The following is a 17453-nucleotide window of genomic DNA, read 5'->3' as shown; positions in this document are numbered from 1 at the left end:
CGCCTGCGGAACAGCCGCAAGTAGGTGACTAATTGCGGGGGCACCGGGGGTCACCAGGCGGTGGTGAGGTCGGCGTGCTGCCGGACCCAGGCGTGCATGACGATCCCGGCGGCGACACCGGCGTTGATCGAGCGTGTCGTGCCGAACTGCGCGATCGAAACGACCAGCGCCGCGGTCTTCTGCGCCTCGGCCGACAGCCCGGGCCCCTCCTGGCCGAACAGCAGCACACACTCGCGCGGCAGCTCGGCGGTCTCCACGGGCTGCGAGCCGGGGGTGTTGTCGACGGCGACCACGGCGAGGCCTTCCGTCGCGGCGAAGGCCAGCAGCCCGTCGACGTCCTCGTGGTGGAGAAGGTGCTGGTAGCGGTCGGTCACCATGGCACCGCGCCGGTTCCAGCGCCGCCGTCCGACGATGTGCACGGCGGCCGCGGCGAACGCGTTCGCCGTCCGGACCACGGTGCCGATGTTGTGGTCATGCTGGAAGTTCTCGATCGCCACGTGGAACGGGTGCCGACGGCTGTCCACATCGGACACGATGGCCTCGCGCCGCCAGTAGCGGTACGGGTCGACGACGTTGCGGCGGTCGCCTCCGGCCAGGAGTTCCGGGTCGTAGCGCTCGTCCGCGGGCCACTCGCCTTCCCACGGGCCGACGCCGACCTCTTCCCGCGCCACCCATTCGGTGGGCCCGGCTTCTTCCGACTCAGTCACCCGGAGATTGTCACTCAGCCCATGCTGACGCGGTGCGCCGGTGCGTCGCCGTCGTGGTGACGGTGGCGCCAGCGCTGGTACGCGCCGACGTAGGAGATGATCACCGTCGCCATCGCGATCACGACGACTAGCGGCAGCGACGAGCGAGGGAACACCGTGTCGTAGAGGTAGTAGGCGTTGAAGCCGCCCGGCAGATCGCCGAGGCCCTGCTGACTCCGGAAGTAGTTCTCGGCGGCTGTCAGCGGGCATGGCCACGGGAAGACGTTGACGAGAACTCCCCATGCGGCGAAGAACACATGCACGAAGATCACCTTCGGCCACCGCCACGCGAGAAAACCACCGAATCCGATGAACAGCAGCGCGAAAACATGCACCGCGACTGTCACGTTCGCCAGGAAACCCGCCACCTCAAGCCCCCTTTCACACCCCTACCAGCGACGTTACCCCTCTCGTCTTGAGAAACGCTCACGAAAAAAAGGGGCATCCTCCGTTCGCGAACGGAGGATGCCCCCTTCGGGACGTTTTAGTCAGGACAGACCGAGGTCGTCCTTGTTCAGAAGGTAACGGTACTCGAGGCCTTCCTTTTCGATGGCCTCGCGCGCTCCGGTGTCCCTGTCGACGACCGTCGCGACGCCGACCACGTTCGCTCCGGCCTCGCGCAGCGCCTCGACGGCGGTGAGCACGCTGCCGCCGGTGGTAGAGGTGTCCTCGACGGCCAGCACGCGCTGCCCGAGCACCTCGACACCTTCGATCCGGCGCTGCATACCGTGCGCCTTGGCGCCCTTGCGGACCACGAACGCGTCGAGCACGACACCGTCGGTCGCCGCGGAGTGCAGCATCGCCAGCGCCACCGGGTCCGCGCCGAGGGTCAGGCCGCCGGCGGCGACGTAGTCCCAGTCGTGGGTGAGCTGACGAAGCAGCTTCCCGATGAGCGGAGCGGCCGCGTGATGCAGCGTCGCCCGCCGGAGGTCGATGTAGTAGTCGGCCTCCTTGCCGGAGGACAAGGTCACCTTGCCGTGCACGACGGAGAGTTCGCCGACCAGTCTCGCCAGTTCGAGTTTCGCCGCTTGATCCAACCCTGGGTACGCCACGGCCGAGAGTCTTACACACGGCCCGTGGCGTCCTTCGACGGTAGCTCTAGTCACTGCCGGACGTCGCCGCGTCCACCGCCGGGCCGCGGGTCGCCGCCCAGGCCGGGACCAGGGTGGCCACCAGCGCGAGCGCGGCGGCGAGGCCGATGATGGACAGGTAGATCAGCGGGGAGCCCATCGGCAGCACCGAATCGGCCGCCACCAGGCAGAACGGGACGATCGAGCCCGCCGCGACGACGGTGCCGAGCACGATCCCGATCAGCGCGACGAGCCCGCCTTCGAAACCGGCCATCCGCAGCACCTGCGCCCTGGTCGAACCGGTGAGCCGCTGGAGGCCGAATTCGCGCCGCCGCCGCACGGTCCCCATCACCAGCGTGTTGGCCACCGAAATCACCGTGTAGGCGATGATCATCCCGACCAGCAGGTAGTTCACCCACGCGCCGACGGCCTGGTCCTTGTCGTGCGCCGCGATGAGCGCGCCACGGTCGCCGACGGACACCGGCAGCCCGGCCGTCGCCTCGCGAAGCCGTTCGGTGAGCGCCGCCGGATCGACGTCCGGGGCGGCGCGGACCAGCATCTGCGGGGCGAGTCCGGCGGTGGTGTGCGGGGCCAGGAGATCGGCGGGGAGCAGCAGGCTCTCGAAACCGCGGCGCTGGCTGGTCACCGCGACGACCTTGACGTCGGCGGGGGTGCCGTCACCGAGCCTCAGGCTCACCGTGTCGCCGACGCCGCGATTGAAGTCCTTCGCGTAGACGTCGGGGAGCGCGACGGTCCGGCCGGTCAGGGCCTTCAGGTCGCCCTGGGTCACCTTGGTGTCGGTCGTCGCGCTCACGCCGGAGGCGGTGAGACCGATCGCCGGGCGTCCGTCGTCGGAGCTGTCGTACGGCGCCTCGAGGAACACGCTGCTGGTGACGTACTCGGAGGCTCCGGCGACCCCGGGGACGGCCTGGATCCGCTGGACGAGGTCCGGGGAGAGCCCGCCCGCGGGGGAACCGATCACGGCGTCGGCGCGGACGTCCTCCGTGAAGGCCTGGTTCGCCAGCTCCTGCTGGGTGGTCTGGAGGTAGATGTTGGCGGTCGCGATCCCGACGGCGAGCATGATCGGGGTGATCGCGCCCGCCGCCCGGACGACCCCGGCGCGGGTGTTGAGCACGGCGAGCCTGGCGTCGATGCCGCCGAGCAGGCGCATCGGCCACTGCAGGATCGCGGTCATCACCTTGGCGACGCCGGGGGTGATCATCGCGACGCCGATCGCCCAGAGGATCACGGCGGGTCCGGCGGTGCTGGCCGCGACCGGACCGGTCATCACCGCGACGGTCACGATGGCCAGCGCGGTGCCGCCGCCGAAGCAGAGGATCGCGAACACGACCCGCGTCGGGGTCAGCCAGCGGCGGGTGACCGCGGCCTCGGCGAGCGCCTCGGTCGGCCGGATCTTCCCGGCCCGGCGGCCCGCCACGAAGGCGGCGATGAACACCGCGAGCATCGCGGCACCCGCGCCGACGACGGCGGGCAGCCAACCCTGGTAGAACCGCAGAACCGCGGGTACGACGCCGTTTTCGACGAGCTGGCCGAAGAGCCATTCGCCGAGGAGCGGACCCAGCGCGGCGGCGAGCGCGGTCGCGAGCAGGCCGACGGCCAGCGCCTCGCCGAGCACCATGCGCCGGAGCTGGCGCGGGGTCGTGCCGATCGCCCGCATCAGGGCGAGTTCGCGGGAACGCTGCTGGGTGGACAGGCTCAGCGTGCTCGCGACGACGAACATCGCGACCATCACCGAAAGCCCGCCCGCCACACCGGCGATGACGATCAGGTTGGTCCCGCTCGAATCGGCCTCGGGGAACTCCGCGACACCGCGGTCGATGCCGCTCAGGACGGTCGCCCCTGTGGCGACCTCGGCGACCTTCGCCTGCACCGCTTCGACGTCGGCACCCGGTTTGGTGAAGACACCGATGGCGTCGGCCTTGCCGGGGTATCCGGAGAGCCGCGCGGCGTCGGCGGCGGAGAAGAACACGGCGGCCTGGGTGATCGAACGCGGCGCACCGGCCACGCCGGCGACCCGGAACGATTCGGTCTTGCCGCGCGCGGCGACCTCGACCAGGTCACCGGGCTTCAGACCCGACGCGGCTTCGACGACGACCTCGCCCGCGACGGGCGCGGCGCCCGCCGCCAGCGTGTACGGGGTCAGCGCGGCGGAATCCCAGGCGTGGCCGAGGGCGGGCTGCCCGCCCGCCGCGAGCGGGAAGCTCACTTCGCCGACGACGTCCGAGACACCGGGGACGGACCGCAACCGGGAGACCAGGCCGTCGTCGAGCCGGACGCGCTCGGGGAGCCGCGCGTCCTCGAACTTGCGTTTGTCGTCGGCTTCGAGGGAGGCCGGGTCTTCCTTGGGCAGTTCGAAGGTCTGGCCGCCGGTGAGGACGATCGGGGCGGCGGCGAGGCGCTGCGGTTCCGCGTTGCTGCGGATCCCGGTCTCCATCAGGCCACCGCAGGAGGCGACGATCAGCGCGCCGAAGAAGACGGCGATGAAGGTTCCGATGAACCCGCCCTTGCGCAGGCGCAGGGTCCGGAAGGCGAGTCGCAGCATCACGCACCCGCCCTTGCCGGGTTGCCCCAGGCACCCAGGTGGGTCATGCGCTCGGCGACGACGTCGGCGGTCGGCGCGTGCAGTTCGTCCGCGATCCGGCCGTCGGCGAGGAAGATGACGCGGTCGGCGTAGGAGGCGGCCATCGGATCGTGGGTCACCATGATCACGGTCTGGCCGGTGGTGCGGACGGAATCGCGCAGGAGGCCGAGGACTTCGGCGGCGGTGCGGGTGTCGAGCGCGCCGGTCGGCTCGTCGGCGAAGACCACCGCGGGCCGGGTGACCAGCGCCCGCGCGATCGCGACGCGCTGCGCCTGCCCGCCGGAAAGCTCGCCGGGAAGATGCTTGCGTCGCCCGGAAAGCCCGACGCGGTTCAGGATCTCCTCGACGACGCGACGATCCGGCTTGGCGCCGGCGAGCTGCTGCGGGAGCGTGACGTTCTGCTCGACCGTCAGCGCCGGGAGCAGGTTGAAAGCCTGGAAGATGAAGCCGATCCGGTCGCGGCGCAGCTTCGTCAGCTTCGTCTCGCTCATCCCGGCCAGCTCCTGCCCGTCGAGCACGACGGACCCCGACGTCGGCCGGTCAAGTCCGGCCGCGCAGTGCAGGAAAGTGCTCTTGCCCGAGCCCGAAGGCCCCATCACGGCCGTGAAGCCGCCGCGCGGGAACGCCAGCGTCACCCCGCCCAGGGCGACGACGCCCTTGCCGTATTCCTTGCGGACGCCGTCAAGCCGGACAGCGTCGCCGTTCCACCCAGTGCTCATGGGGAAAACCCTAGGAACCGGGGGCCGAACGCACCCTGGGGCGAGCGTGCGTCTCCTGGGTAGGGCGGGCCCTACCTCACCGCGCCGGTCTTTGGCTGTCCGCTGCTCGCCCAAGACCTGAGCACCGTCCCGGCTCACCCGGACCTTGTGTTCCTGCCCACGCGACGCGACTTTGATCTCCCACCCGTCGGGTCCGGGCTCCAAAGAAGCGATGACCTGGTGCGACCGTGGCGATCGCGAAGGTAGTGAAGGGCTCCTTTACTACCGTCAGGGTAGGGAAGGAGGCCTTCACGGACCGGACCGGCGGTCAGGTGCGGCCCTTCCCACCGAACCCACCGCCGAGTTTGCGCAGCACCGCGCGCGGCAGCAGCCCGCCGACCGCGACGATCGCCTTGTACTGCAGGCTCGGCACCGAGATCACCTTGCCGCGGCGCAGATCCGCGAGCGCCTCGTCCACGACCTGGTCGACGCCGAGCCAGAACGCCTTCGGGCCGGGCTTGTCCAGTCCCGCCCGCTCGTGGAACTCCGTGGTGGTGAAGCCGGGGCAGAGCGCCATCATGCGGATGTTCTCCGGCAGCGAGGCGGCGATGCCCTCGGTGAACGAGGTGACCCAGTTCTTGCTGGCCGTGTAGGTCGAGCCGCGGCCGCTGAAGAACCCGGCGACCGAGCTGACGTTGATGATCGCGCCCTGGCCACGTTCGATCATCCCCGGCAGTGCGGCGCGGGTCAGCCGCAGGACCGCGGTGACGTTGACGTCGAGCTGACGTTGCAGCGCGTCCGGCGGAATGGTCCAGAAATCGCCGTTGAGCCCGAAGCCCGCGTTGTTCACCAGGAGATCCACCGGCGTTTCGGCCAGGCGGTCCTCGACCAGCGCGCGTCCGTCCACTTCGGACAGATCGGCGGACAGGGCGACGACGTCGACGCCGTGCGCCTCGACCAGCTCCGCGGCGAAGCTCTCCAGCCTGTCGACGTCGCGGGCGACGAGCACGAGGTCGTAGGCCTCGGCGGCGAGCCTGCGCGCGAACTGCGCGCCGATTCCGGCGGTGGCGCCGGTGATCAGGGCGGTTTGAGTCATATCGGGAACCTACTCCTCGGTCGGGTTCCGGGAGAGGTGCTCCAGCGCTGCCGAGTGACGTGCGTGGGGGTCACCCACCGTGGGGATCTGTCGTGCAATCGTCGAAGTCGGGAAGTATCGTCCCGCCCCATGGGGAAGCACAGCAGGCGCAAGCCGAGCTACCTGCCCAAGGTCGCGGCCGGCGCGGCGCCGCTGGCGTTGTTGCTCGCCGGTCCGGCCACCGCGCTCGCCGCCCAGCCGGATCCGGCGATCCCGCTCCCCCTCGACCACCAGCGCGAAGGCACCCTCGATCGCGGCGTCGGCTTCAGCAGCGAAGGGGACACGTCCGTCCTTCGCGGCTTCTTGACCAGCACCGAGCGAGACGTCTACAGCAAGGACCTCGGCGACGCGAAGGTCCTCGCGGAAGTCCGCCGGTCGGTGAGCGAGACCGTCGAGACCCGCGACGGCGTCACGGCCCGCCCCGACAAGGTCGGCGCGCTCGCCGCGGCGAAAACCGCCGAAGCGGCCATGCAGGGCCAGCGGCAAACGGTGAGGCTCGCCCGCTACGGCAGCGTCGTGGCCGGCAACGAGACCAAACTCGAAAAGACCGGCGAACGGCTGACCGAAGCGGCGATCGACCCGCGCACCGGCGTCCCCACGCTCGTCTCCGAGGACAGCCGCGGGCTCCGCGCGTCCGAGGGGACCTATCACTCCGTCCGCCCGTTACCCGGGGTCGGCGTGATCAACGAGACCCAGCAGCACGCCGGCGGGGACCTCGACCGGGCCCTGCGGCTCGACGGCGGGTTCTCCGGCGTCCTCGGCGGCGTGCTGGAGGCGGGCCGGTCTTCCGGGCACGGGATCGACGTAGGTGACTTCGCCGCCATCGGGACGACGTCGGCGCAGCACGGCGTCGGCCGCTTCAAAGGGATCCTGCCGATGGACGTCGGCTCGGGCGTCGGCTACGGCCAGGAGCACGCTTTCGGCGGCACCATCGGTCCGGGGACCGGGCTGGTGACCACCGCACAGGCCGCGGATCTGGCGCAGAACGGCGCCGGGCTCACCGGATCCGGCTCGAACACGATCAGCGGCGACCTCGGCATCGGCGAAGTGGTGTCCGCCCACGGCACCACGACGACGTCACTGCGCGGGGTGCTGCCCACCACCGATCCGGCGCGGGCCGGGCGGGTGACCCAGTCCGGGACACTCGACCTGAGCGTGCTCGGTCAGCCGTCGCACACCGGCTTCACCGCCGGCGCGCTTCCGCTGGAGATCGAGCAGTCCTGATCAGCCCTGGGGTTCGACGTCCTCGGGCGCATCGGCCTGCCAGTGACGGCCCGGGGTCGAGGCGTTGTCGTACTCCTCGTCGAACGGGTCCACGATGTCGGCGATCTCGCCCAGGTCGCGCAGCAGCCGCTCGAGCCGCGACGGCCCGGCGTTCGGGGCGACGCTCGCGAGCACCCACTCGTTCTCCAGCCACGCCACGCCGACGTCGCCGCCGAGCGAGTCGGCCGCGTCGACGAGTTCCTGCGTGATCACCTTGCGGGCGCCCTCGGAGTCGTCCGCGAAGGCGTAGCGCTGGCCGATCGGGCCGAGCATCTCGGGCATGTCCTGGCGCTGGAACGGCACGCTGGACAGCCACATCTCCAGCGGCGTCTCGTGCACGCGGTTGCAGCGCACGGCGACGACGACCGCCGGGATCTGACCCTCGGACTCGATGTCGAAGATGAAGACGGGGCGCCGCCCGTCTGAGGTGAAGGTGGACCCGGCCACGACGTTGACCGCCATCTGGGCGCCGAAGTACCCGATCGCGCCCTTGGACCACTGCTTCGGCAGCCGTTCGTCCTCTTCGACGAACTGCCAGCCGCGCAACTCGGCCCAGCGCATGCGCTCGCGATTGCGCGAGCCCTCCTTCGCCCGGTCGGCCGCGAGCAGCGCCAGCCCCGCCACCAAGGCGACGGCGGCGATGACGAACCAGATCCACGCCGGAATACCCACGCCGGTCAGGGTATCCCCCTGCCCTCACCGGATGTGATCGCCGGGCGCCGTGTCGCGCCCCCCTTTCGGTGCCGCACCCGGGAAAGACCACGAAAGACGCGGTGAAAGGTCGACAAATCGCTGTGTCGTCAACGCTATGAAAGGTCCTTTCCTTGCGAAATTTGCAAGGAAAGGACCTTTCATAGCGTTCAGCAGGTGAACGACTCGCGTCAGTCCACCCGGGTGACGGTGAGGGCCTCCGACGCCTCCTGCCCGGGGATGTCGACCCGGACCGTGTCGCCGTCCCGGATCTCACCGGCCAGCAGCTGTTTCGCCAGCTTGTCGCCGATCGCCGACTGCACCAGCCGCCGCAGCGGCCGCGCGCCGTAGATCGGGTCGAAGCCGTTCAGCGCGAGCCACTCGCGGGCCCCGGCGGTGACGTCCAGCGTCAGGCGGCGCCGCGACAGCCGCGAGGCGAGCCGCTCGATCTGGATGTCCACAATGGACGTCAGTTCGTCGGTGCCGAGCGCGTGGAAGACCACGATGTCGTCCAGCCGGTTCAGGAACTCCGGTTTGAACTGCCGCTGGACCACCGACATCACCGCGTCGTTGCGCTGGCGCTCGTCGAGCGCCGGGTCGGCGATGGCCTGCGAGCCGAGGTTCGAGGTCAGCACCAGGATGGTGTTGCGGAAGTCCACCGTCCGGCCCTGGCCGTCGGTGAGCCGTCCGTCGTCGAGCACCTGCAGGAGCACGTCGAACACGTCCGGGTGCGCCTTCTCGACCTCGTCCAGCAGCACGACCGAATACGGCCGCCTGCGCACCGACTCGGTCAACTGCCCGCCCTGGTCGTAGCCGACGTAGCCCGGAGGCGCCCCGACCAGGCGCGCCACCGAGTGCTTCTCGGCGTACTCGCTCATGTCGATCCGCAGCATCGCGCGCTCGTCGTCGAACAGGAACTCGGCCAGCGCCTTCGCCAGCTCGGTCTTGCCGACGCCGGTCGGGCCGAGGAACAGGAACGAACCGGTCGGCCGGTCGGGGTCCGCGACGCCGGCCCGGGTGCGGCGCACCGCGTCCGAGACGACCTGCACGGCCTCCTTCTGCCCGATGACGCGCCTGCCGAGCTCCTCCTCCATCCGGAGCAGTTTGCCCGTCTCGCCCTCCAGCAGCCGTCCCGCCGGGATGCCGGTCCACGCGCTGACCACGTCGGCGACGTCGTCCGCGCTGACCTCTTCCTTGAGCATGACGTTCTGCTGGCTGACCTCGCTGGCGGCGATCGCGGCCTCGAACTCCTTCTCCAGCGCGGGAATCCGGCCGTAGCGGAGTTCGGCGGCCTTGCCGAGGTCGCCGTCGCGCTCGGCGCGCTCGGACTCGCCGCGCAGCTGCTCCAGCTGCTCTTTGAGGTCGCGGACGCGCTCGATGGAGCCCTTCTCGTTCTGCCAGCGCGCTGTCAACGCTGTCAGCGTCTCCCGCTTCTCGGCCAGTTCCGAACGCAGCACGGCGAGCCGGTCCTTCGAGGCGGCATCGTCCTCTTTGGACAGTGCCATCTCTTCGATCTCCATCCGCCGCACGGCGCGCTCGACCTCGTCGATCTCGACCGGCCGGGAGTCGATCTCCATGCGGAGCTTCGACGCGGCCTCGTCGACCAGGTCGATCGCCTTGTCCGGCAGGAACCGGGCGGTGATGTAGCGGTCGGACAGCGTCGCGGCGGCGACCAGCGCGGCGTCGGTGATGCGCACGCCGTGGTGCACCTCGTACCGCTCCTTGAGCCCGCGCAGGATGCCGATGGTGTCCTCAGTGGACGGTTCACCGACCAGCACCTGCTGGAAGCGCCGCTCCAGCGCGGCGTCCTTCTCGATGTGCTGGCGGTACTCGTCGAGCGTGGTCGCGCCGACCATGCGCAGCTCACCTCGGGCGAGCATCGGCTTGATCATGTTGCCCGCGTCCATCGCGCCCTCGCCGGTCGCGCCCGCGCCGACGATGGTGTGCAGCTCGTCGATGAAGGTGACGACCTCGCCCGCGGAGTCGGTGATCTCCTTGAGCACGGCCTTCAGCCGCTCTTCGAACTCGCCGCGGAACTTGGCGCCCGCGACCATCGAGCCGAGGTCCAGCGCCACGACGCGCTTGCCGCGCAGCGATTCCGGCACGTCACCGGCGATGATCCGCTGGGCGAGCCCCTCGACGATGGCCGTCTTGCCGACGCCGGGCTCGCCGATGAGCACCGGGTTGTTCTTGGTGCGGCGCGAGAGCACCTGCACCACACGGCGGATCTCGGTGTCGCGGCCGATCACCGGGTCCAGCTCGCCGGCGCGGGCGCGCTCGGTCAGGTCGACGCCGTACTTCTCCAGCGCCTTGAAGGTGCTCTCCGGATCCGCGCTGGTGATCCGCGCGGAGCCGCGCACCTTGGCGAACGCCTCGCGCAGCGCGTCCGGGGTGGCGCCGTGCCGTTTGAGCAGGTCGGCCACCGGGCCGCCTTCGGTGGCGAGGCCGACGAGGAGGTGCTCCGTCGAGACGTACTCGTCGCCGAGTTCGGTCGCGAGCTTCTGCGCGTGCGTCAGCGCCTTGACCGCGTTCGCGTCGAACTGCGGGCTCGACACCGTGGCGCCGGTCGCCGACGGCAGCGCCGCGATCAGCGGCTCCAGCTCCTTGTGCACCTGCTCCGGATCGGCCCCGACCGCGGTCAGCAGCGGTGCGGTGAGCCCCTCACCCTGCGCCAGCAGGGCGCCGAGCAGATGCGCGGCCGCGACGTGCGGGTTTCCCGCCATCGTGGCAGCCTGCGCCGCCGACGAGATCGCTTGCTGGGTCTTCGTGGTCGGGTTGAAAGCGTCCATCCCTCACCTCGTACTAGGTCCTGCGAAGTTCTTCTCGACTCGTACAACGTCAGCAAAGTTGAGTCTGTTCCGCTCAACTTGAGAAAAGTTCAACTCCCCGTCGGCGAGACGGCCTCCGCGGGCAGGCGCGGGCCTACCCGGCCGAGTCCGACGACGGCCGTACAGGCGCACGCGGCCACGAGCACCCACGGGATCCACACTGCCACGGAGAACAGCCCGACGACGGCCGGAGCGATCACCGCGGCGAGCGTGAACGCGTATTGGAAGGCCGCCAAATAGCGGCCTCGCGCCTCGGGCGGCGCCGCGGCTTCGGCCAGCGCCCCGGACCGCGGGCCGAACGCGAGATCGCCCGCGGCCAGCACGAGGGTCGCGCCGAGCAGGTAGACCGGTTGGAAGACCTTCGGCACGAACACCACCACGAGGCACGCCAGGCACCACACCGCGAACAACGCCGAGCCCGCGCGCATCGCGGCGATCCGGGTCAGCTTCCGGGTGAGCCGCAATCCGACGACTCCACCCAGACTGGTGACGACGGTGAGCAGCGCGATGATCGCGCCGGGCAGCCAGCGGGGGCCTTGCAGGGAGTTGAAGACGTACACCGGCATCCCGATGAGGAAGAAGTCCATCGTGAGCGCGAAGAGCCCGCTGAACACGATGAGCGCCAGGTACGGGCGGTTCCGCCAGACCCGCGCGGGCCCCGAGAGCCGTCGCGAATGCCGCGGCACCGGCGTGACCAGGGTCGAGAGGATGGCCGCGGCGACGACGAAGGTGGCGACGTCGACCATCACGGCGACGTACAGGCCCTCGCGCCCGATCCACACCAGCAGTCCGGCCGCCGCGAGCCCGCCCAGCCCGAAGCCCGCGGAGCGGACCATCGCGGCTTCGGCGAACGGCCGGTCCTTCGGCCCTTCGCCCGCGACGTCGGCGATGAGCGAGAACTGCGAGCTGTAGAAGAGCTGCTGCCCGGCCGCGAGCATGACCGACGCGCCGACGACGCCGGTGAAGCCACCGGCGAGCAGGAAAGCGCTCACTCCGGCGGCCTGCAGGACGTGGGCGCAGATCATCACCGTCCGCGGGCCGATCAGATCGACGAGCCGCCCGGCGAACGCGGGGACGAGCAGCCCGGCCAGCGCACCGAGAGTGACGGCGGCCCCCGCCTGGGCGAGCGGCAGACCCACCACACGGATGACGAAGACGAGGCCCAGCGGGAGGAAGAGTCCCGAGCCGAAGTTGTCGATTCCCAAAGCGACCAGCAACGCGACCCTGCTCCGCACACCTTCGACGCTACCGGCGTGACAGCGCTACGAAAGGTCCGTTCAGTCAAGACCGGCGGGTAGCAACGACACCCGTCAGACGTCGCACGTGCGGACGGACAGGACGGCGCGGACGTCGGCGTTCATCTCCGCCAGGCGCATGGTCAACTCGACGACCTTCTCGTCGTCCCAAGCGCCGAGCGCGCGCTCCATGAACTCCAGATACCCGGTCCGCCGCCGCCCCAGTTCCTCACGGCCCCGCTCGGAGATGCTGATGATCGACGCGCGGCCGTCCTCGGGCGCGGGACGGCGGTCGACCATACCCGCGGCGGACAGCTGGGAGATTTGACGGCTCACGACCGAAAGGTCCACAAAGCGCCGTTTGGCGAGTTCCGAGGGGCGCGCCTCGCCGTGCTTCGCCAGATCGGACAGCAGCATCGCGGCCGCCGGATGCAGGCCGGGATCGTCCTGCCAGGCCTGCATGATCCAGGCGTGCTGCAGCTGGGAGGCGGCCTTCAGCTCACGCATCAGTTCGACCCTGACGTCGTCGTCGGAGCTCATCGGCGCCTCCTGGCTACTTGTACAGTACAACCTTATTCGGCGAAGCTTGCGTAAGACAACTATTTACCTCGTGAGATCGCCCACTGCCCGCCGGATTCGAGTACACCCGTCCGGAGCAACGATGCAGGCAAAAGGGCTCTCGGCAGCTAGTCTCGCGAGCGAGCCGGAACCAGCCGACCGGCCGCCAGCCACTGACCGGAGAGGTGAATGATCCGTGAATTCTTCTCCAGTGGTCACTCGTCCGTGAACCTGGGAAACTCTCTACCGGTATGCGCTTCCCGATCAACGACTCCCAGCCCGTGACGGCCGACGCGGTCAGTCCGGTACCCCGGTCGTCGGCGCCACGAGAAGCCCCGCCCGCGGTCACCGCGATGGTCCGGCTCATCCGTGAAACCTGGGCGAAGTCGGAACCCTTCATCCCGGAGATCTCCCAGTTCTTCTACGGGATGCTCTTCACCCTCGCGCCCGCCACCCGCGACTTCTTCCCGATCAACATGGAGGTCCAGCGCGGCAGGCTGGTGCGCGCGCTGGTCCACATCGTGCAGATGGTCGACCGGCCGGACGATCTCGTGCCGTTCCTGACCCAGCTCGGCCGCGACCACCGCAAGTTCGGCGTCATCCCGCGGCATTACGAGGCCGTCGGCACCGCACTGCTCGCCTCACTCAAGAGCCACCTCGGGCCGGAGTGGACACCGGAGGTCGAACGGGCCTGGGCGGAGGCGTTCACCATCGTCGCCCGCGCGATGCAGGAGGCCGCCGCGGCCGACGTCAACCCGGCGTCGTGGTCGGCCACCGTGCTCGAACACCGGCGGCTCACCTGGGATCTCGCCCTGGTCCGGGTCCAGCCCGAATTCCCGGTGCCGTATCAGCCCGGTCAGTACATGAGCGTCGAAGTCCCGCAGCGGCCGAGGCTCTGGCGCTATCTGTCGCCGGCGAACGCGCCGCGCGAGGACGGCGGCATCGAGTTCCACGTGCGCGCGGTCGACGGCGGCTGGGTTTCCCGCGCCATCGTGAGCCACACGCAGCCGGGCGACGTCTGGCGGCTGGGGCCGCCGCTCGGCAGGCTCGCGATCGACCGGGCCGACGGCCGCGCCGTCCTGATGATCGCGGGCGGCACCGGCGTCGCGCCGTTGCGCGCCATTCTGGACGACCTCGCACAATGGGGCGAGAACCCGAAGGTCCAGCTGTTCTACGGCGGACCGTCGCGTGAGGACCTTTACGACCTCGACGAGTTGCGTGCTCTCGCGGCCACGAACCCGTGGCTCACCGTGACCCCGGTGGTCGAGCGCGGTGACGAAGCGCCCGGCTGCGTCCAGGGCACGCTCGCGGAAGCCGTTACACAGCAAGGATCCTGGCCGGGACATCGCATCCTCGTCTCCGGCTCGCCCGCGATGATCCGGGCGACCGTGTCGCGGATGCTGGTGGCGGGCAGCGCTCTCGACCAGATCGCGTACGACCCCTTCACCATCGACTAACAGGTCTTTCCCCACTCCGTTCAAAGATCACCGGCTGCCCTCGAAACGCGTCGGCTGAATGCTATTCCACAATGGAGATCAGCAAAAGACCGCGCACCGTTACGCAACCCGCTGAGCACGGAAAGAAAGCCACCCGATCGGCGGATCAGGTTTCGCCGAAAACTGGCGAAAAACACTGGTGAAGCAAGGGAAATACCCCTTGCATGATCACCCTTACTTAGTGCCAGACGGGGTTGACGGCGCGTATATCGTTTGCTCCGTTCGAGCGGGAAACATCTTTTACCGGATCCTTTCCCGACTTTCGGGCATACAGTCAGGAACCCTCGGGGGAACACGATCGCCATCACGACATCGGGTCTGGAGAATATGCCCGATACAACTGGAGAACATCGTTCAGCCATGACTGCAGAAACAGTGAAGTACGTGCATCCACCGAGTTCGTCCAGATCTTCACCACCACGGAATCCCGCCACCGGACCGATTCCCGTCCCGCCCTTGATCGAAACGCCCGCGGCGGACAAGACCGTCCAGATGGCCAAGCTCGTCCGCGAGAGTTTCGCCTCCGTCGAAACGAGGGCCGAGGAGCTGTCCCAGTACTTCTACGGGGCACTTTTCTCCGTTTCGCCGGATACCAGGGCACTGTTCCCGATCAACATGGCCACGCAACGAAATCGTTTACTTCGCGCACTCGTCTACGTCGTGCAGATGGTGGACCGGCCCGAAGAACTGACCACCTTCCTCAGTCAGCTCGGCCGGGATCACCGGAAGTTCGACGTCCTCGGCCGTCATTACGACGCGGTCGGCGTCGCGCTGATCGCCACGTTGAAAAGGTTCTTGAAAGACGACTGGACACCCGAGGTGGAAGACGCCTGGGTCACCGCGTACGGCGTCATTTCGAAGAACATGCGCGATGCCGCGAGCAAGGAGGCGGGGCCGGCGTGGTGGAAGGCGACCGTCGTCGAACATCGGCTCGTGTCCCGCGACGTCGCCATCGTCAAGGTGCGCACCGACCAGCCGCTCCCGTACCGGGCAGGCGGTTACGTCAGCGTCGAAGTCCCGCAGCGGCCCCGGATGTGGCGCTACTTCTCGCCGGCCACCGCGCCACACGACGACGGGTTGATGGAGTTCCACGTGCACGCGGTGCACGGCGGCTGGGTCTCGCGCGCCATCGTCCGCCACACCCGGTTCGGCGACGCCTGGCGCCTCGGCCCCTCGCTCGGCGCGCTTTCGGTGCACCACACCGAAAGCCGTCCGCTGCTGATGATCGGCGGCGGTACCGGGGTCGCGCCGCTGCTCGCCCTGCTCGACGACATGTCGCGCTGGCAGCACAACCCGCCGGTTCACCTGTTCTTCGGCGGCCGTCGACCGGAAGACCTCTACGCCCTCGACGAGCTCCGCGGGCTGACGGTCACCTGCCCTTGGCTGACGGTGACCCCGGTGACCGAGGAAGGCACCATCGCCGGAGGTGACCGCGGCACCCTGGCCACGGCGGTCACGCAACGTGGCGCCTGGAAGGAGCGTGACGTGTACGTCGCCGGGTCGCCGTCGATGATCCGCGCGACGATCGCGAAACTGCTCGCCGCCGGGACCGACCTGGTCCGGATCAAGTACGACCCCTTCACCCTGGACTGACCCGATGCTTCGTTCGTATTAGGCCGTTCGGCTGTTCTACCTGGGCTCGACGCAGTAGTAGGTCTTCGAATCATTGACCGCGGTCACCGGCGGATTTATGGTCTAGACCACATTGCTCCCCCTCAACGGGAACACCGTCGTTCCATCCCCAGGAGCCGGCATGACCGTCAAACGCAAGCTCGTGGCAGCCGCCGCCGGTGCGATCCTCGCCCCGATCGCCATCGTGGCCATCCCTCAGGTGGCCAGCGCCCACGGCTACGTGCTGTCCCCGCCCAGCCGCCAGGCGAACTGCGCCCAAGGCAAGGTTTCCGGCTGCGGTGCCATCGTTTACGAACCGCAGAGCGTCGAAGGCCCCAAGGGGCTCCGCAGCTGCAACGGCGGTCTTCCGGGATTCGCCGAGCTCAACGACGAGTCGAAGTCCTGGCCCGCCGCCTCGGTCGGCAACAGCGTGACCTTCAACTGGAAGTTCACCGCCTACCACCGGACCACGAACTACGAGTACTACATCGGCGGCACCAAGATCGCCGACATCAGCGGGAACAACTCCGCGCCGAAGGACCCGACGTCCCACACGGTCAGCCTGAACGGCTTCAGCGGACGGCAGAAGGTCCTCGCCATCTGGAACATCGCGGACACGCCGATGGCCTTCTACAGCTGCATCGACCTGCAGATCGGCGGCGGCAACCCGCCCACCACGAGCAACCCGCCGACCACCAGCAACCCGCCTTCGACGTCGAACCCGCCGAGCAGCACCACCAACCCGCCCACGGGCGGCACCTGGTCGGCCGGGACGGCCTACGCGGTCGGCAGCACGGTGACCTACGGCGGCGCGACGTACCGCTGCCAGCTGGCGCATACGGCGATCCAGGGCTGGGAACCGCCGAACACCCCCGCGCTGTGGACCCGGCAGTAAGGACTCGTCCGTGAAGCTCGCCCTCGTTCTCGTCGCCGGTCTCGTGGCCCTCGCGGGCTGCGGGGCCGGTGATGGCTCACCCAACACCGCCGGCGCCCCGCTCACCCCGGTTCCCCAATCGGGCGCCCCGGTGGCCGCGGAGTACAACGACGCCGACGTGATGTTCCTGCAGATGATGCTCGCCCACAACGATCAAGGTGTGGAGATCGTCAAACTGGTGAAGGCCAAGCAGGCGCAGAAGCAGGAGCTCAAGGATCTCGCGGCCGCCATCGAGGCGACCCAGCGGACCGAGAGCACCGACATGCGGAACTGGCTGAAGAAGTGGGGCAAACCCGAGACGGGCTCCATGGATCCGAACGCGCATCACCATCACGGTGGCGACGGGCTCACCGACAAGGGCCTGCTCGACGCGCTATCCAAAAAGGACGGTTCGGAGTTCACCCTCGACTTCGCCGACATCTTCGTCGCGCACCAGCACAACGGGGTCGCGCTGGCGAGGACGGAGCTGAAGGACGGTAAGAACCCGGAGGCGAAGGCCTTGGCGCAGCGGGTCATGGACTCGCGCACCGGCGAGGTCCAGCAGATCCGGACTCTCGTGCCCGGTCAGTAACGCAATTAGTCCTCTA

General features: G+C 69.2%; 15 protein-coding genes. 5 read left to right on the top strand and 10 right to left on the bottom strand.

Annotation, left to right across the window (positions count from 1 at the left end):
• Nucleotides 1-50: 50 nt before the first annotated feature.
• The 6 genes from ACFOSH_RS01800 to ACFOSH_RS01775 all read right to left on the bottom strand — a co-directional run bounded on the left by ACFOSH_RS01800 (nucleotide 51) and on the right by ACFOSH_RS01775 (nucleotide 6212).
• A complete protein-coding gene (locus ACFOSH_RS01800) occupies nucleotides 51-707 on the bottom strand; it encodes a TrmH family RNA methyltransferase (RefSeq protein WP_378236808.1) in 657 nt (218 codons plus the stop codon).
• A gap of 14 nt (nucleotides 708-721) precedes the next feature.
• Nucleotides 722-1114 (bottom strand): DUF2784 domain-containing protein, encoded by a 393-nt coding sequence (locus ACFOSH_RS01795; protein WP_378236807.1) that lies wholly within the window; start codon nucleotides 1112-1114, stop codon nucleotides 722-724.
• Nucleotides 1115-1234: 120 nt separating this feature from the next.
• Nucleotides 1235-1798: an orotate phosphoribosyltransferase gene (gene pyrE / locus ACFOSH_RS01790; protein ID WP_378236806.1), complete on the bottom strand. Its 564-nt coding sequence runs from the start codon at nucleotides 1796-1798 to the stop codon at nucleotides 1235-1237.
• 46 nt (nucleotides 1799-1844) lie between these two features.
• On the bottom strand, nucleotides 1845-4379 hold the full coding sequence (locus ACFOSH_RS01785; protein WP_378236805.1) for an FtsX-like permease family protein: 2535 nt from the start codon (nucleotides 4377-4379) through the stop codon (nucleotides 1845-1847).
• Nucleotides 4379-5137: an ABC transporter ATP-binding protein gene (locus ACFOSH_RS01780; protein ID WP_378236804.1), complete on the bottom strand. Its 759-nt coding sequence runs from the start codon at nucleotides 5135-5137 to the stop codon at nucleotides 4379-4381. Before ACFOSH_RS01780 ends, ACFOSH_RS01785 begins: the two co-directional genes overlap by 1 nt.
• A 307-nt stretch (nucleotides 5138-5444) precedes the next feature.
• Entirely contained in the window at nucleotides 5445-6212 is a 768-nt protein-coding gene (locus tag ACFOSH_RS01775) for an SDR family NAD(P)-dependent oxidoreductase (RefSeq protein ID WP_378236803.1), read from the bottom strand.
• A 129-nt stretch (nucleotides 6213-6341) separates the two neighbouring features.
• Between ACFOSH_RS01775 and ACFOSH_RS01770 the strand changes: the two genes are divergently transcribed.
• Entirely contained in the window at nucleotides 6342-7475 is a 1134-nt protein-coding gene (locus ACFOSH_RS01770; protein ID WP_378236802.1) for a hypothetical protein, read from the top strand.
• Here ACFOSH_RS01770 and ACFOSH_RS01765 read toward each other — a convergent pair whose 3' ends face one another.
• The 4 genes from ACFOSH_RS01765 to ACFOSH_RS01750 form a co-directional block, all read right to left on the bottom strand.
• Nucleotides 7476-8186 (bottom strand): hypothetical protein, encoded by a 711-nt coding sequence (locus ACFOSH_RS01765; protein ID WP_378236801.1) that lies wholly within the window; start codon nucleotides 8184-8186, stop codon nucleotides 7476-7478.
• A 209-nt stretch (nucleotides 8187-8395) separates the two neighbouring features.
• Complete coding sequence (gene clpB, locus ACFOSH_RS01760) at nucleotides 8396-10993, bottom strand: ATP-dependent chaperone ClpB (protein WP_378236800.1); 2598 nt, start codon at nucleotides 10991-10993, stop codon at nucleotides 8396-8398.
• A gap of 89 nt (nucleotides 10994-11082) precedes the next feature.
• Entirely contained in the window at nucleotides 11083-12267 is a 1185-nt protein-coding gene (locus ACFOSH_RS01755; RefSeq protein ID WP_378236799.1) for an MFS transporter, read from the bottom strand.
• A gap of 75 nt (nucleotides 12268-12342) precedes the next feature.
• A complete protein-coding gene (locus tag ACFOSH_RS01750; protein ID WP_378236798.1) occupies nucleotides 12343-12807 on the bottom strand; it encodes a MarR family winged helix-turn-helix transcriptional regulator in 465 nt (154 codons plus the stop codon).
• Between the two features lie 269 nt (nucleotides 12808-13076).
• Between ACFOSH_RS01750 and ACFOSH_RS01745 the strand changes: the two genes are divergently transcribed.
• The 4 genes from ACFOSH_RS01745 to ACFOSH_RS01730 all read left to right on the top strand — a co-directional run bounded on the left by ACFOSH_RS01745 (nucleotide 13077) and on the right by ACFOSH_RS01730 (nucleotide 17437).
• A complete protein-coding gene (locus ACFOSH_RS01745) occupies nucleotides 13077-14282 on the top strand; it encodes a globin domain-containing protein (protein ID WP_378236797.1) in 1206 nt (401 codons plus the stop codon).
• A 531-nt stretch (nucleotides 14283-14813) separates the two neighbouring features.
• Nucleotides 14814-15914, top strand: coding sequence for a globin domain-containing protein (locus ACFOSH_RS01740; protein WP_378236859.1), 1101 nt, complete (start codon nucleotides 14814-14816; stop codon nucleotides 15912-15914).
• A 160-nt stretch (nucleotides 15915-16074) separates the two neighbouring features.
• Nucleotides 16075-16827 (top strand): lytic polysaccharide monooxygenase, encoded by a 753-nt coding sequence (locus ACFOSH_RS01735; RefSeq protein WP_378236796.1) that lies wholly within the window; start codon nucleotides 16075-16077, stop codon nucleotides 16825-16827.
• A gap of 10 nt (nucleotides 16828-16837) precedes the next feature.
• Entirely contained in the window at nucleotides 16838-17437 is a 600-nt protein-coding gene (locus ACFOSH_RS01730) for a DUF305 domain-containing protein (RefSeq protein WP_378236795.1), read from the top strand.
• Nucleotides 17438-17453: the final 16 nt, after the last annotated feature.

Source organism: Amycolatopsis speibonae (assembly GCF_042647925.1).
Taxonomy (GTDB): domain Bacteria; phylum Actinomycetota; class Actinomycetes; order Mycobacteriales; family Pseudonocardiaceae; genus Amycolatopsis; species Amycolatopsis speibonae.
Note: the sequence above shows the minus strand (reverse complement) of the source record. Positions and strands in the feature narration are given on the sequence as shown.